Source organism: Microbispora cellulosiformans (assembly GCF_008728085.1).
Taxonomy (GTDB): domain Bacteria; phylum Actinomycetota; class Actinomycetes; order Streptosporangiales; family Streptosporangiaceae; genus Microbispora; species Microbispora amethystogenes.
Genome location: NZ_VYTZ01000008.1, coordinates 286,967 through 302,035, shown reverse-complemented (window position 1 = coordinate 302,035; position 15,069 = coordinate 286,967). Strand labels below are relative to the sequence as shown.

Sequence of the window (15,069 nt, the reverse complement as noted above, 5' to 3'; positions counted from 1 at the left end):
GGCTCAGCACGGAGGGCGGAAGGGCAGGTCGGAGGGGAGGTAGGCGGCCCACTCGGCGGGGGTGACGGGCGGGTGGGCGAGGGCGCAGATCCTCCGGGCCGCGTGTCCGGCGTCGACGTCCCACAGGCGGACGGTCGTGTCCTCGCCGCCGGTGGCGACGGCGCGGCCGCCGGGGATGTAGGTGAGGGTCTGGACCCGGCCGTCGTGGCCGGTGAGCGTGGCGACGACGCGGACATCGCGCGGGTTGTCCACAACCCACAGCCGTATGCTGCCGTCCAGGCTGCCGGTGGCGAGCGTATGGCCGTCCGGGCTGAAGGCGGCGCCCGTGACGGCGTCGGCGTGGCCGGTCAGCGTGGCGACGACCCGGGCGTCGCGTGGGCCGTTTGTCAGGTCCCACAGCCGTACGCTGCCGTCCAGGCCGGCGCCGGCCAGGGTGCGGCCGTCCGGGGAGACGGCGAGACGGGTGACGGCGCCGGTCTGTCCCCGCAGGACCGCCGGGTCGCGCGGGTCGCTCCGGTCGGGCGGGTCGCGCGGGTCGCTCCGGTCGGGTGTGTCGGCCACCTGCCACAGCCGGATGACGCCGTCCGCGCCCGCGCCGGCGAGGAGCAGGCCGTCCCGGCTGCTTCGCACGAACGCGATCGCGTCGACGGAGCCGTTGCCGCCGCCGAGCGTGGTGAGGTGGGCCGGGCGGCGCGGATCGGCGACCCGCCACAGGTCGATCGTGCCGTCGGCGCTCGCGCCGGCCAGCAGGTCGCCGCCGGGGCCGAAGGCGACCGAGGTCACGTTGGCCTCATGGTGGGCCTGTACCGCGAGACTCCGCGGGCGGCGCGGGTCGGACAGGTCCCACAGGCGGACCGTGCGGTCCTGCCCGCCGGTCGCGAGCAGCCGGCCTCCGGGGTGGAAGGCGGCCGCGGTGATGTTGTCGGTGTGGCCGGTCAGGGTGGAGAGCGGCACGGGTCCCCCCGGAGCGACGACGTCCCACACGCGGGCGGTGCGATAACCGCCGGCCACGAGCAGGCGCCCGTCGGGGCTCGCGGCGAGAGACTGGACTGGGCTGCTGTGCCCGCTCAGCACGGAGGTCCGCAGGTCCCACACCCGTACGGTGGTGTCCTTGCCCGCGGTGGCCAGACTCCGGCCGTCGGGGCTGAACGCCACCGAATAGACCACGTCGGCGTGACCGCTGAGGACGAGGGGTTCGCTCGGGAAGGCGGGGTCGGTCACGTCCCACACGCGGGCGGTGCGGTCGTAGCTGCCGGAGGCCAGGGTCCGTCCACCGGGGGCGAAGGCCAGGGAGACGATGCCGTTCTGGTGTCCGGTCAGCACCCCGACCGGCCGCGGCCGGTCGGGGTGACGCAGGTCCCACAGCCGGATGGTGTTGTCGAACCCGCCCGTCGCCAGGAGGCGCCCGTCGGAGGTGAAGGCGGCGCACAGAACGCGGTCGGTGTGGCCTTTCAGGCTGGGCAGGGCGCGCGGATGCCGGGGATCGCCGACGTCCCAGACCCGTACGGCCGCGTCGGCCGAGGTGGTGACCAGGACGTCGTGATCCGGAGAGAAGACCGCCGAGGTGAGCCCCTCGGAGTAGCCGGTGAGCGTGGCGATCCGTACGGCCCGGCCCGGGTCGGACACGTCCCACAACCCCGCCGTACGGTCGTAGCTCGCGGTCGCCAGCAGGCGGCCCCGAGGATCGAAGGCGACCGTGCGTACGGCGTCGGTGTGTCCCCGGAGGACGGCGAGAGGGCGCGGCCGCCGGGCGTCGGCCACGTCCCAGAGTCGCACGGTGTGATCGGCTCCGGAGGTGGCCAGGATCCGGCCGTCGGGCCGGAACGCGGCCGACATCACCCCGTCGGAGGCGTCGACGACCGCGAGGGGCGCGGGACGATGCGGGTCGGAGACGTTCCACAGGCGTACGGTGCGGTCGAGGCCCGCCGTGGCGAGAATCCGGCCGCCAGGGGTGAAGGCCGTGGCGTAGGCCGGGGCGCGGTGCGCGGTCAGCCGGGTCGCGTACGGCACGGCAGACGCCGACAGGACGCTGCCGCGCGCCTCGGGCGTGTCGGCCAGGCGGTAGGCGGCCAGGCCCAGCTGCGCGGACAGCGCGGGGTTGGTCCCGCGCAACGCGATGGCGTCGCCCGCGAGCCTGCGCGAGAGGGCCTGGTCGCGCTGGCGGACGGCGGTGCGCTGGGCCTGCGAGGCGGTCACGGCGGCGACGGCGGCGACGACCACCAGAGCCACCAGGGCGGCGATGGTCTGGTAGAGGCGGCGGGTGCGGCGGCGCACCTGACGGCCCGAGGCCCGCAGGAAGTCGGCCATGGTCGGAGTGACATCGGAGGGATGCCGCTGCGCCCACTCCTGCGCGGCGAGCAGCCGCGCTCCGCGGTACAGCGCGTCGGGGTCGCTCCGTTCGTGCCGCCAGGCCTGGGCGTCGGCGGCGAACCTGCGGCCGAGCAGCAGGGCGGCCCGGTCGGCGGCCAGCCAGTCGGCGAGCAGGGGCCAGGCGGACAGCAGGGCCTCGTGCGTGATCTCCACGGTGTCCTGGTCGAGGGTGAGCAGGCGCTGGTCGGCGAACCGGTGCAGCACCTCGGTCATGGCGGGCCCGGGAGACGGCAGATCGGCCGAGGAGACCCTGCGGCGGGTGTCGGCGGCGTCGGCGGAGACGTGCACGAGATGCAGGAACAGCCGCCGCGCCAGCTCACGCCGTTCGGGGGAGAGCTCCTCGTAGATCTCGGTGGCGCTGGCGGCCACCGCGCCCTCGATGCCACCCGCCTCCTGGTAGCCGGCCACGGTCAGGCCGTGGCCCTGGTCGTTCAGCCAGGTGGCGTAGAGCGCGTGCGACAACAGCGGCAGGACCCCGGCGTCGTGGGCCCGGCCGGCTTCGCGGAGCAGGAGTTCGACCAGGGCGTCCTCGACGGCCAAGCCGGCCTTGCGCGCCGGTTCCACGATGGCGTCGCGCAGTTCGTCCCTGGTCATGGGGCCGACGGGCACCTGACCGTGCTGCGCGGCCGCCGCCAGCGCCGGAAACCGGAGCAGGTGGCCGTAGAAGTCGGCGCGCAGGCCGATGACCACCACGGCGCCGCCGGCCGCGGCCCGCACCAGCGCGTCCACGAACGCCGCTTGCTCCGGCTCGCGGGAGGCCGGCTCACGGGAGGCCAGTTCACGGGAGGCCGTGAAGATCTCCTCGAACTGGTCCACGATGAGGACCTCGCCCGGCCGGGCCGCGATGACGGGACGCGAGGCCGGAGTGCAGACGGTGACCGCACGTCCGCGTTCGCGCAGCGCCGCGACAAGCCCGGCCCGCAGCAGCGAGGACTTGCCCGCGCCGGAGGCGCCGATCACCAGCAGCAACCCGCCGCCGTCCGGTTGGTCACCGCCCAGTTCAGTGCCGCCCGGTTCGGTGCCGTCCGCTTCAGTGCCGTCCAGTTCGGTGACCGCGCGGAGGAGGCGCTCGGTCAGGGCGTCCCGGCCGAAGAACCACGCGGCGTGCTCGGCCTCGAAGCCCGCCAACCCCCGGTAGGGCTCGACGCCTGCTCGCCTGCGCGACCGTCCCCGCCGTACGCGCTGCCAGGCGTCCACCCAGGCGGCGACCTCGGCCGCGCCGCAGACCGTCAGCACCCGCTCGAACAGCTCCCGCAGGGCCAGTGAAGGCAGCCCCCGACCGGCGAACCAGTCGCCGATGGTGCTGTGCGCGCCAGGGGTGCCCGCCCGCATCGCGACCTGCCGTACGGTCAGCCCGGCCCGCTCGCGGAGCATGGTGAGTTCCCGGGCGAAGCCCTCCCGGTCGCGAATCCGGCCCGGATCCGGTCCCGCCGCGTCCTGAGCCACCGCCGCGCCTCCTCCGGGAAACGGTCTCCTTATGTAGTCCGTCGTGCGGAGCCGAGAGTTACCGCGCTTGTACGGGCTTGTACGGATCGCGCTGGAATGCCTTCCAAGGCCGTCGAATGTCGCCTGATAGTCGGGGCGTCCAGTCGGAATGGAGGACGCTCATGACAAGCCCGATCCAACAGCCGTCCCGCAGGGCGGTGCTGCGCATGGTGGCCGGTGCGCCGCTGCTCCTCGGCGCGAGCGCCGCGCTTACCGTCGCGACGTCGGCCCCCGCGCTGGCCGCCCAGGCAGGGTGGCGCTGGTGCGAACGCTGCAGCGGCCTGTGGTACTCGCTGAACGGGACGCGGGGAACGTGCCCCGCGGGGAACGTCTTCGACGGTGGTCATCACAGCAACGGCAGCGGGAACTACATCCTCAAGACCGTCGAGGACGGCGGTCAGGGGCAGGGCAACTGGCGCTGGTGCGGCGCCTGCCAGGGGCTCTGGTACGGAGGCAACCCCACGCTCGGATACTGCCCCAACCGGGGCGCCACGGGCCACACGCCGATCGGCCCGTACCCGACCGTCTCGTCGTACTACCTGATCGAGGACGTCGGCAACCGCGACTCCCCCGGCGGCCAGGAGCAGTGGCGCTGGTGCTACAAGTGCGCCGGCATGTTCTACGACGGCAACACCCCCGGCGGCTCCGGCCGCTGCCCCAAGGACGGCTACACCCACGCCGTCACCGGCGGCAGCTACGTCCTGCGACAGGTGCCGTAAAGGCGCCACAGCCCAGGTCACCGCCTACAGCGTGAAAGCACCGGATGCGATGTGGGCGGTGACCCGGCTTCACCAACCCGGGGTTCGACGCGGGGGCCCTCGGGTACCCGATCCGTCCGTGAGGGCTTACCGACCGCCGTTCTTCATCCGGTCGTGCCGCAGCGCGAGCCGGACCGCGAAGTAGACGACCGCGAACAGTACGGCCACCTCGAACACGACCAGTAACAGTTCTGCCAGCCCGAACCCGTACATCGACCACCTCTTCAGGAGACGGAAACCGAGGGCAGTATGAGCCGATAATGCGCCGCAGTCGAGCAAATACTTCCGGCGGAGAAGTCGCTCAAGGGTGATCGCCCTCGCTGCAGCGAGGGCGATGCCACTGAGATGGATTTCGCCTGGCGAATACCAGGTCGAAGGACTCCACGGCGGGTCACGAACGGGACCGAAGAGTAAGCCTGTCGCGATAAATCACCCCATAAGATCTCGACGTGGGACTCTCCGAGAGCCTGCTCCTGAAGATCGGCTCCCTCCGTACGGACACGTCGAAGGCGACCGGCAGGCCACGCAGGCACCAGCCGCTCACACTGTTGTGGGCACTCGGACGAGCCGCTCAGGCGGAGCCACGCCTGGAGGCCTGGGCACGGACAAGTGCCGAGATCTCCTCGCTCATCGAGAAGTTCGGCCATGCCGACGACCGGCCGAATCCCGAGTTCCCCGTCCTTCGGCTGTTCCACCACGGGCTGTGGGAACTGGACGCGTCCGACGTGCCGGCGGCGAGCACGAGCAGTGCGCAGCGCTGGATGAACAGCCATGCGCCCACGGGAGGTTTACAACCGTGGGTCCACACCATCGTGAGCCGGCATCCGGACGTGCGCGCGCAGATCGTGCTGTGTCTCCTGGAGAAGTACTTCCAGGGCGTCGACCTTGACGAGCTACTCACCGCAGTAGGCCTCTCGGACACCCCTGACGCGAAGGTGTTCCTGAACGACGGATCTCCGGCCCCGCAGCGTCGTCAGTCCACCACGATGCGGGTGATCCGTGACTCGGCCCTGGCGCAGCAGATCAAGGACGTACACGGACACCACTGCCAGATCTGCGGCGTACGGCTTCGGCTCCCCAACGGCTCGTACGCCGAGGGCGCCCACATCCGTCCGGTCGGCCAGCCGCACAACGGCCCCGACGAGCCGGGCAACATCCTCTGCCTCTGCCCGAACGATCACGTGCTCTTCGACCGCGGCGCCCTCACCCTCACCGACGATCTGCAGGTCTTCGACGAGGTGACCGGCCAGATCACCGGTGATCTGCGTCTCGCACCACAACACACGATCAGCATCACCCACGTCGCCTACCACCGCGAGACGGCCCGCCAGGCCGCGCAGCCGTCGCACTGACTGCCACCTACGAATCGCTGCGCTCGTACGGGCTCGCCATCCCCTCCTCCTGCTGTCGGTACCGATTGCCGGCACCGGCATTGGCGGCAGACCCTGATCAGAGGCTCGGAAGCGGCCGGTGTGCCGCAACCCGGCGAACCTGAGTGGACACTCCCGCTAGGGCTCCGTGTGTTCGACATACGTCGGCAGCACCAGCCGCAGTAACGCACCGCGTTGACACGGAACGGCTTCGGCCGTCCCGCCGTGCGCCTCGGCGACCTGCCGGACGATGGCCAGGCCCAGACCGGAGCCAGGGTGCGCGCGGGCTGCCGGTGATCGGTAGAAGCGGTCGAAGACGAATTCGAGGTCGCTGTCGGGGATTCCCGGGCCGGTGTCCGCGACCTCCAGGGTGCCCGCCCTGACGCTGATCCTGATCCGGCCGTCCGGAGGACTCCATTTCACGGCGTTGTCGACGAGGTTGGCGACGGCGCGTTCCAGGGCGTCGGGGTCTCCGTGGACGAGAGCGGGCGTGCAGTCCAGCTCGAATTCGATCTGTGGCGCCCGACGCGCCGCGCGGGCCGCGACGCGCTCGGCGACGAGGTCGAGGCGGACGTCTTCCGTGTGGTACGGCGCCTGACCGTAGCGGGCCAGGTCGACCAGGTCGTTGACCAGTGTCGTGAGTTCGCCGGCCTGGCCGAGCGCTTCGGCGACGAGGAGTGGGGCCTGCGCGTCGGCCAGGTTCTCCGACAGCAGCTCGAGGTTCACCGTCAGGCTCGTCAACGGTGTGCGCAGTTCGTGCGACGCGTCGGCCACCAGACGGCGCTGGGCACCGACCGATTCGTCCAAGGCGGCGGTCATCGCCGCGAACGCGGCGCCGAGCCGGCCGATCTCGTCCCGGCTGTCGGCGGGAATCGGGATGGCCAGGTCGCCGGTCGTACGGATCAGTTCGACGGTCTCGGTGAGCTGGTGCACCGGGCGGAGGACGCGGCGTGCCGCGAGGCGTGAGGCCAGTGCTGCCAGAAGCCCGGCGGCCACCGTCGAGCCGGCGAGCAGCCAGGCGAGCTCGCGTAGCGTGGGCGCGGGATCGGATTCCGGGATGGCCGTGCGCACGAGCGTCCCCGGCGAGTCGGGCAACTGGGCGGTGTAGACGCGGTAGACGACGCCGTTGTAGACCGCGTCACGGAAGTAGGCACCGGCGGTGCCGTCCGCGACGGCGACGTCGCGAGCTGTGATGTCGACGAACTCCGTCGACGGCCCGATCCGGACAGGGCGCGGCACGATCTGCAGCTGGGTGCTTCCGATCCCCAGCGGAACGGTAGGGAAGCCCGGCTCCCCGTTGACGTCCCTGAACTTGGCCTTGATCGCCGCCGCCACGTTCGGTGCCTGGCCGGCGGCCACGACCAGCGAGCTGTCGATCTGACCGCGGAGGTTGGCTTCCACGGCCGGATACAGGACCACCGACACGAGCACCAGGGCGCCCGCCACCACGGAACCGCCGGCGATGGCCAGCCGGGTGCGCAGGTTCATGGCTCCTCGCGCAGGACGTACCCGAGGCCGCGCACCGTCTGGATCACTCTGCTGCCGCCGTCCGCCTCGAGTTTGCCGCGCAGGTAGCTGATGTAGACCCACAGCGCGTTCGACTCCGGGCCGAAGTCGTAGCCCCAGACGGACTCGAAGATCTGCGTCCGGCTCAGCACCCGGCCTGGGTTGCGCAGGAAGAGCTCCAGCAGGGACAGCTCCGTCTTGGTCAGGTCCAGGCGCCGGCCGGCACGCTCGGCCCTGCAGCCGCTCACGTCAAGGTCGACGTCGGCGAAGCGCAGCACCTCGGCCCTGGCGCCACTGCGCCGGAGCAGGGCTCTGAGCCGGGCCCGCAGTTCCTCCAAGGCGAACGGCTTGGCCAGGTAGTCGTCGGCCCCCGCGTCGAGCCCGGCGACCCGGTCGGTGACCAGGTCCCGGGCCGTGAGCATCAGGATCGGAGTGTCGTGCCCGCCCGAACGCAGTGTCCGGCACACCTCCAGCCCGTTCGGCTCGGGCATGAGGACGTCGAGAACCACCGCGTCCGGGCGGAACACGCCGTGCTCGGCGAGGGCGGACATTCCGTCAGCGGCTGACGACACGTCATAGCCGTCCCGGCGCAACGCATGCTCCAACGACCGCCGCACAGCCGGGTCGTCGTCCACCACGAGTATCCGCATGGTCGCCCATCCTCACCGTCGATCCTGAAGCTTCATGCGAGACGCGAAGCCTGTCAGCCCTTGCTCAGTGACCGCTTCAGATCGCTCAGCGCGGCATCGAGCCGGTCGGAGCCGACCCCAAGGGAGGCGGCGATGTCGCGGAAGGTCTTGGACGTCACGTCGACTCTGCCCAACGCCACCAGAGCGGCCAGAGCAGCTTTGGCCTTGGCCTGATCGACACCGAGCGCCTCGGCCAGAGACGCCGCCGCGGCGTCGGTGGTGAACGGCGACTCTTGCGGGCCGTCCCCGCCCTTCTTGTCCATGCCGTCCAGCTTGCCCCGGTCGGCGCCAGCAGGCGCGGGCTCGGCGATCATCGGCCGTAGAGCCTCCTGGACCTGCGAGACCGGCAACCCCAGCTGGGCCGCGACCGCCGCACCGAAGGCTTCCGGCGTGACACCGTCCGACTTGGCCAGCGACTTCTTGGCCGCGACCAGCGCGGCGTCGAGCCGCTCGACCGTCACCCCGAGCCTCCCCGCGATCGCGGCCAGATCGGCCTCCACACCCGCCCTGGGCTTGTCTGACGAGTTCTGCGGGCCGTCCGGGGCCTTCTTGTCAATGCCGTCCAGCTTGCCCCGGCGGTCATCACCCGGCGCGGGCTCGACGACGATCGGCCGCAGAGCCTCCTGGACCTGCGGTACCGGCAGCCCCAGATTGGCCGCGACCGCCGCGACGAAGGCCTCCGGCGTGACACCGGCCGACTCGGCCAGCGACATCTTGGCCGCCACCAGCGCGGCATCGAGCCGCTCGGCCGCCACTCCCAGCTTCGCCGCGATCGCGGCCAGATCGGCCTGCGCACCCGCCCTCGATCTCCCGTCGACTTTGACCGTCGATGACTCGGATTTCGCAGCGCCGGGTGCCGGGGCCGGATCAGCCGCCGCAGCCGTACCGGTCGCGGCCAGCGCGGCCAGCGTTGCCGTGGCCACGGCCAGCCGTGTGCGTTTCATCATCGTGATGCCTTTCGTCCACTGAGCGCCGGACGAGAACCGGCGCCGTGGAGACGACACAAACATCGCGGCCTCTGGTATGGTTTCAGCCACCTTTAGAGGTTCCTTAGAACAGCGCACGGGCCGGGATGACATACAGCCTTCACCCTTGCCCAGGTCGCCTCTCCCCTGGCTCGTCGGCCCTACGACCTGCGGCACGCAACCGTCTCCCTATGACTCAACGCGGGAGCCTCTGCCCTGACGCGGCCGAGCGGGCCGGGCACAGCGTGGACGTGCTCTTGCGGGTCTACGCGAAGTGCATCCACGGGCAGCAAGGCGAGGCCATGCGCCGGATCTTGCAGGCCACGAAGCCCTGAACACTTGGCCGCGTACTGGCCGCGACGAGCCGTAGAACGCCGTTGCCAGCCCTGGACAGCCGGACATACAGCAAGAGGCCCGTCACCGTGTTCGTGCTGGTGACGGGCCTCTTTTGGCTGGTGTGGCAGGTGCAAGGTTCGAACTTGCGTAGGCTGAGCCGACGGTTTTACAGACCGCTCCCTTTGGCCACTCGGGCAACCTGCCGTGTCTTCCGCTCGCCGCGGCGACAGGTAGAAGAATAGCGGACTTCCCGGGTGCACGTGACATGGGTTCCGTCCGGTTCGCTCCTGGACAGCGGCAGGTCCGGAAACCCAGGAGCGGGCGCGGCAGGCCGGCGGTCATGGTGGGACGGTGATCAGACAGGCCGAGCCGGCGGACCTCGCGGCCCTCCCCGAGATCGAGCGGGCGGCGGACGGGATGTTCCCGCCGCTCGGCATCGTCTTCCCGCCGGGCACCACGGTCGTCGAGGAGTGTGACAATCCCGCGCGTGTCATCGTGGCCGGTCGGCCGCCGGTGGGGTTCGCCCTGATCGGAGTGGTCGACGGCCTTACTCACCTCGAACAGATCGCCGTGCATCCCGGCCATGCCAACCAGGGGATCGGGACCCGGCTTCTGGAGGCCGTCTGCGCTATTACCGCGATGCAAGCCGGTCTCGCCGCGCGAACAACTGCCGACCCGACGACTACCGCCATGCACACACCTGCCGCGCGGGCCACCGCTGCGGCGGTGACCCTGACGACGTTCCGGGACGTGCCGTGGAACGCGCCCTGGTACGCGCGCCGCGGCTTCCGGGTCATCCCGCCCCATGAGTGGGGGCCGGAACTCAGCGCGCTGGTCGAGCACGAACGGGCCCTCGGCATAGAGGTGGCGCCCCGCGTCGTGATGAGGAAGGACCTCTGATCGCACCGGGGGCCACTAATCTCGAAGGTCAACGGAGAGAGGACACGGACACCGATGGCCGACAGCAGTTTCGACGTGGTGAGCAAGATCGACCGGCAGGAGGTCGACAACGCCCTGAACCAGACGGTCAAGGAGGTCGGGCACCGCTTCGACTTCAAGGGCACGGGCGCGAGCATCTCCTGGTCGGGGCAGAAGGACATCGAGATCAAGGCGAACAGCGAGGAGCGGGCCAACGCGGTCCTCGACGTCTTCAAGGAGAAGATCGTCAAGCGCAACCTGTCCCTCAAGATCCTGGACGCGGGCGAGCCGAAGCCGTCCGGCAGGGAGTACCGCCTGGTGGTGGCCCTCAAGGAGGGCATCGACCAGGAGAACGCCAAGAAGATTTCCAAGCTCATCCGGGACGAGGGCCCGAAGGGCGTGAAGGCGCAGATCCAGGGCGAGGAGCTCCGGGTCAGCTCCAAGAAGAAGGACGAGCTTCAGGAGGTGATCTCACTGCTCAAGGGCAAGGATCTCGACATCGCCCTCCAGTTCGTCAACTACCGGTGATACCGGTCACAGCCGGAAACCAGTACTAAGGCCCTGACCTGCGGGTTCAGGGCCTTTGTCATGCCTGAGCACCCCACCCACTATGACCACTTGGTTGCCTCAAGCAACGATCAGCGTATGATTGCTTAGGGAAACTAAGTTCAAGCACAGAGGGGCTTTGATGGCGAACGCGATGACCAGGGAGACGCCGCCGGGCGCGGCGGCCCCCGCGATGACGCACCGGGAGATCCTGGAGGCGCTCTCAGGTCTGATGCTGGGGATGTTCGTCGCGATTCTGTCGTCCACCGTCGTGGCGAACGCGCTGCCGACGATCACGGCGGAACTGCACGCGGACGAGACGACGTACACGTGGGTGATCACCGCGACGCTGCTCGCGACCACGGTCTCGACGCCGGTCTGGGGCAAGCTCGCCGACCTGTTCAGCAAGAAGCTGCTGATCCAGCTCGGGCTGACCGTGTACGTGATCGGCTCGGCGATCGCCGGCCTGTCGCAGAACCCCTCGATGCTGATCGGGGCGCGGGTGGTGCAGGGCCTCGGCGTCGGCGGCCTGACCGCTCTCGCCCAGGTCATCATGGCGGCGATGATCCCGCCGCGGGAGCGGGGCCGCTACTCCGGCTACCTCGGCGCGGTGTTCGCCGTCGGCACGATCGGCGGCCCGCTCATCGGCGGACTGATCGTCGACACCTCGTGGCTCGGCTGGCGCTGGTGCTTCTACGTCGGCGTGCCGTTCGCGATCATCTCCCTGATCGTGCTGCAGAAGACCCTGCACCTGCCGGTGGTCAAGCGTGACGTGCGCATCGACTGGGGCGGCTCGGTCCTGATCGCGGCCTCTGTCTCCCTGCTGCTGGTCTGGGTCTCCTTCGCGGGCACCAAGTACGACTGGCTGTCGTGGCAAACCGGCGCGATGGTCGGCGGGGCCGTCGTGCTCGCCGCGCTGTTCCTCCTGGTGGAGACGAAGGCCAGGGAGCCGATCGTCCCGCTGCACCTCTTCCGGATCCGTACGATCAGCCTCGCCGTGGTCGCCAGCGTCCTGGTCGGCGTGGGAATGTTCGGCGGCACGACCTTCCTCAGCCAGTACTTCCAGCTCGCCCGCGGCGAGACGCCCACCGTGGCCGGCCTGATGACGCTGCCGATGATCCTCGGCCTCGCGCTCTCCTCCACCGTCTCCGGGCAGATCATCACCCGCACCGGACGCTGGAAGGTCTTCCTCGTCGCCGGCACGTTCTTCCTCACCGCCGGCTTCGCGCTCATGGGCATGCTGCGGTACGACACCGACTACTGGCTCGTCGCCGTCTTCATGTTCCTCGTCGGCGTGGGCATCGGCATGAGCCAGCAGAACCTCGTGCTCGCCGTGCAGAACCAGGTGCGCGCCGAGGAACTGGGCGCGGGCAGCGCGGTCGTCGCGTTCTTCCGCTCCCTCGGCGGCGCGATCGGCGTCTCGGCGCTCGGCGCCGTGATGGTCAACCGCGTCCGCACCTACCTGCAGGAGAACCTCTCCGCGATCGGCGTCAACGGCACCGGCGGCGAGAGCGGCACGATTCCGAAGCTCTCCACGCTCCCCGCGCCGATCCGCACCGCCATGGAGGGCGCGTACGGCCACGGGATCGGCGACCTGTTCCTCTACGCCGCGCCGGTCGCCTTCCTCGCGCTGATCGCCGTGTTGTTCATCAAGGAGGTCCCTCTGCGGACCAGCACGCACACCGTCCAGGCCGAGGCCCCGGCGGACCCCGAGCCTGCCCTCACCGAGCCCGCCCGCCCGAGGAACGGCTCCGCGCCCGGCCGCCACGCGCAGCGCGACCGGCAGACGCCCGCCACTGCCGGCTCAGAGACAACCAGTGCCGAGACGACCTCGCCCAACGGCTTCGGCGCCGTCCCCCACCACCTCGAGACCCAGCCGTTCACCCCTGAGCCGTCCGTCCTCACCGCCACGCGCGAGCGTCCGTACGCGAGCCTCGCGACCGAGGCGTACGGCCTCGGCGGACGAAGCGGCCAGGGTGGTCAGCACGGCGTGGAGATCCGCGGGCTCGTCACCGGCCAGGACGGCGGGCCCGTGGGCCGCGCCGTACTCACGCTGATCGACGTGCGCGGCCACCAGCTCGGCCGTACGGTCACCCGGGACGACGGCGGCTACGCGCTCGCGGCCCCGGGCGGCGGGACGTACGTGCTGATCGCGTCGGCCGGCGACCGGGACCCGCAGGTCGCCACGCTGGTCGTCGGCGACCAGCCGGTCGACTTCGACATGGTGCTCGCGGCCTCGGGCCGGCTCGTCGGCACCGTACGCGGCACGGACGGCGGGCCGGTCGCCGAGGCGATGGTCGTGGTGACGGACGTGCGCGGCGAGGTCGTCGCGACCGGCGCGACCGACGCCGAGGGCGGCTTCTCCTTCTCCGGCGTCGTGGCCGGGACCTACACGCTCACGGTCAGCGGCCCGGCGTACCGGCCGACGGCCGTCCCGATCGAGGTGCTCGGCACCGGTCAGACCCGGCAGGACGTCGTGCTGCTGCCCGGCGCGCGGGTGCGCGGCACGGTCCGCGTCCGGGACGGCGTGCCGCTGGCGGACGCCAGGGTCACGCTGCTCGACGCCGCGGGCAACGTGGTGGGCATGGTGACCACCGGCGAGGACGGCGAGTACGCCTTCACCGATCTCACCGGCGGCCGCTACACCGTCGTCGCGACCGGCTATCCGCCCGTCGCGAACTCCCTGAACCTCGACGGGCAGGGCGACGAGCCGTACGACGTGTGGCTGGGGCACCCGGAATGAGCATCTCCACCACGGTCCCCCGGGGGCTGCACGCGTCGGTCCGGACCCCGGACGGCTGGGCCGTCCAGCACGCGATCGTCACCGTGACCGACACGGCCGGGCGCCAGGTCGCGCGGGCGGAGGCGGACGCCGACGGGCAGGTCGCCACCGCCCCGCTGGCCCCGGGTGTCTACACGGTGGTCGCGACCGCGATCGGATACGCCCCGGCCGCGTCCACCGCGATCGCGACCGCCTCGGGGGCGGCGGAGGCCGGCACGCTCGTGCTCGCCCGGCAGGGCGGCACCGCGCTTCCGCCGCCCGGGGTGTGGACGATCGACCCCGCGCATTCGAAGGTGTCGGCCACGGCCCGGCACCTCGGCCTGAGCAGCGTGCAGGGACGGTTCACCGAGTTCTCCGGCCGCATCGACATGGGCGCCACGCCGGAGGATTCGTCGGTCGTCGCCGAGATCGCCGCGGCGTCCATCGACACCGGCAACGAGATGCGCGATGATCACCTGCGGTCGGCGGACTTCCTCGGCGTCCCGGAGCACCCGGTCATCACGTACCGGAGCACCGGGCTGTCGCCGGCGGGCCCGGACCGGTGGACGGTGCACGGCGTGCTGACACTGAGCGGCGTGAGCCGCCCAGTCGATCTCGACCTCGCGTACCTCGGCACCGGCCCGGACCTGTGGGGCGGGCTGCGGGCGGCCTTCCGCGCGGGCACGGAGCTGCGCCGGGAGGATTTCGCGATGACCTACAACCAGGTCGTCCAGGCCGGCATCTCACTGATCGGGGCGACGCTGAAAGTGGAGCTGGACATCCAGGCGGTGCGCGGGTAGACCCTGCCACAGGCAGTCAGGAGGAGGCAGGCCATGCGAGAGACGGAGACCGCTCTCCGGCCGCCAACGGCCGGAGAGCAAGAGGGGCACGAGGGGCACCAGTCGGTTCCGGAGGCGCCGCAGGCGCACGAGGCGTACTGCGCGGTCGAGCGGCAGCTCGCCATCCTGCTCCGGCGTTCCCAGGCGTTCTCCGCCGGGATGGGACGCAAGGTGCATCCCGAGCTGGACCCCGGGGCGTACGGCCTGCTCGTGCGGATCGACCAGAGCTCGCCCATGCGCTCCAGCGACCTGGCCGCCTACCTGCGGGTGGGCCGGGCGACGATCAGCCGCCAGCTCAAGGTGCTGGAGGAGCTCGGGCTGATCAGCCGCAGCCCCGATCCGGAGGACGGCCGGGCTCACCTGCTGGCTCTCACCGAGGAGGGGCACCGGCGGCTCCACGACGCGCGGGCGGCGCGCCAGGGACAGCTGCGTACGCTGCTGGCCGCCTGGCCGGAGGAGGACGTGCGGCAGCTCGCCGGAATGCTGGAGAGGTTCAACACACTGACCGAGGGCATGCACCCCTGAC

General features: G+C 71.1%; 12 protein-coding genes and 1 tRNA gene. 7 read left to right on the top strand and 6 right to left on the bottom strand.

Going from position 1 to position 15,069, the window contains the following annotated elements:
• Positions 1-3: 3 nt before the first annotated feature.
• Positions 4-3,816 (bottom strand): nSTAND1 domain-containing NTPase, encoded by a 3,813-nt coding sequence (locus F5972_RS23985; protein ID WP_150936053.1) that lies wholly within the window; start codon positions 3,814-3,816, stop codon positions 4-6.
• A 161-nt stretch (positions 3,817-3,977) separates the two neighbouring features.
• Between F5972_RS23985 and F5972_RS23980 the strand changes: the two genes are divergently transcribed.
• Positions 3,978-4,574 (top strand): hypothetical protein, encoded by a 597-nt coding sequence (locus tag F5972_RS23980; RefSeq protein WP_150936051.1) that lies wholly within the window; start codon positions 3,978-3,980, stop codon positions 4,572-4,574.
• A gap of 126 nt (positions 4,575-4,700) precedes the next feature.
• Here the strand turns inward: F5972_RS23980 and F5972_RS38935 are convergent, their stop codons facing one another.
• Positions 4,701-4,826 (bottom strand): hypothetical protein, encoded by a 126-nt coding sequence (locus F5972_RS38935; RefSeq protein WP_263641857.1) that lies wholly within the window; start codon positions 4,824-4,826, stop codon positions 4,701-4,703.
• A 236-nt stretch (positions 4,827-5,062) separates the two neighbouring features.
• Between F5972_RS38935 and F5972_RS23975 the strand changes: the two genes are divergently transcribed.
• Positions 5,063-5,965, top strand: coding sequence for an HNH endonuclease (locus tag F5972_RS23975; protein WP_150936049.1), 903 nt, complete (start codon positions 5,063-5,065; stop codon positions 5,963-5,965).
• Positions 5,966-6,121: 156 nt separating this feature from the next.
• On the opposite strand, the gene F5972_RS23970 is transcribed toward F5972_RS23975, so the two are convergent.
• From F5972_RS23970 to F5972_RS23955, 4 genes are all read right to left on the bottom strand, one after another.
• Positions 6,122-7,471, bottom strand: a complete 1,350-nt coding sequence (locus F5972_RS23970; RefSeq protein WP_150936047.1) for a sensor histidine kinase — start codon at positions 7,469-7,471, stop codon at positions 6,122-6,124.
• On the bottom strand, positions 7,468-8,139 hold the full coding sequence (locus F5972_RS23965; RefSeq protein WP_150936045.1) for a response regulator transcription factor: 672 nt from the start codon (positions 8,137-8,139) through the stop codon (positions 7,468-7,470). Before F5972_RS23965 ends, F5972_RS23970 begins: the two co-directional genes overlap by 4 nt.
• Before the next feature lie 53 nt (positions 8,140-8,192).
• A complete protein-coding gene (locus F5972_RS23960; protein ID WP_150936043.1) occupies positions 8,193-9,215 on the bottom strand; it encodes a sigma-70 family RNA polymerase sigma factor in 1,023 nt (340 codons plus the stop codon).
• A 386-nt stretch (positions 9,216-9,601) separates the two neighbouring features.
• Positions 9,602-9,683: transfer RNA gene (locus F5972_RS23955), tRNA-Tyr, on the bottom strand.
• Between the two features lie 147 nt (positions 9,684-9,830).
• On the opposite strand from F5972_RS23955, the gene F5972_RS23950 reads away from it, so the two are divergent.
• The 5 genes from F5972_RS23950 to F5972_RS23930 all read left to right on the top strand — a co-directional run bounded on the left by F5972_RS23950 (position 9,831) and on the right by F5972_RS23930 (position 15,068).
• On the top strand, positions 9,831-10,379 hold the full coding sequence (locus F5972_RS23950; protein ID WP_225311788.1) for a GNAT family N-acetyltransferase: 549 nt from the start codon (positions 9,831-9,833) through the stop codon (positions 10,377-10,379).
• Between the two features lie 54 nt (positions 10,380-10,433).
• Positions 10,434-10,925 (top strand): YajQ family cyclic di-GMP-binding protein, encoded by a 492-nt coding sequence (locus F5972_RS23945; RefSeq protein ID WP_111697993.1) that lies wholly within the window; start codon positions 10,434-10,436, stop codon positions 10,923-10,925.
• A 160-nt stretch (positions 10,926-11,085) separates the two neighbouring features.
• Positions 11,086-13,686 (top strand): MFS transporter, encoded by a 2,601-nt coding sequence (locus F5972_RS23940; RefSeq protein WP_225311786.1) that lies wholly within the window; start codon positions 11,086-11,088, stop codon positions 13,684-13,686.
• On the top strand, positions 13,683-14,504 hold the full coding sequence (locus tag F5972_RS23935; protein WP_150936041.1) for a YceI family protein: 822 nt from the start codon (positions 13,683-13,685) through the stop codon (positions 14,502-14,504). Before F5972_RS23940 ends, F5972_RS23935 begins: the two co-directional genes overlap by 4 nt.
• A gap of 33 nt (positions 14,505-14,537) precedes the next feature.
• On the top strand, positions 14,538-15,068 hold the full coding sequence (locus F5972_RS23930) for a MarR family winged helix-turn-helix transcriptional regulator (protein WP_150936039.1): 531 nt from the start codon (positions 14,538-14,540) through the stop codon (positions 15,066-15,068).
• Position 15,069 lies beyond the last annotated feature (1 nt).

What these genes read in the sequence shown, in the direction of transcription:
- F5972_RS23965 (WP_150936045.1), bottom strand. Translation starts at nt 8,139, where the DNA reads ATGCGGATACTCGTGGTGGACGACGACCCGGCTGTGCGGCGGTCGTTG.
- F5972_RS23940 (WP_225311786.1), top strand. Translation starts at nt 11,086, where the DNA reads ATGGCGAACGCGATGACCAGGGAGACGCCGCCGGGCGCGGCGGCCCCC.
- F5972_RS38935 (WP_263641857.1), bottom strand. Translation starts at nt 4,826, where the DNA reads ATGTACGGGTTCGGGCTGGCAGAACTGTTACTGGTCGTGTTCGAGGTG.
- F5972_RS23935 (WP_150936041.1), top strand. Translation starts at nt 13,683, where the DNA reads ATGAGCATCTCCACCACGGTCCCCCGGGGGCTGCACGCGTCGGTCCGG.
- F5972_RS23930 (WP_150936039.1), top strand. Translation starts at nt 14,538, where the DNA reads ATGCGAGAGACGGAGACCGCTCTCCGGCCGCCAACGGCCGGAGAGCAA.
- F5972_RS23945 (WP_111697993.1), top strand. Translation starts at nt 10,434, where the DNA reads ATGGCCGACAGCAGTTTCGACGTGGTGAGCAAGATCGACCGGCAGGAG.
- F5972_RS23980 (WP_150936051.1), top strand. Translation starts at nt 3,978, where the DNA reads ATGACAAGCCCGATCCAACAGCCGTCCCGCAGGGCGGTGCTGCGCATG.
- F5972_RS23970 (WP_150936047.1), bottom strand. Translation starts at nt 7,471, where the DNA reads ATGAACCTGCGCACCCGGCTGGCCATCGCCGGCGGTTCCGTGGTGGCG.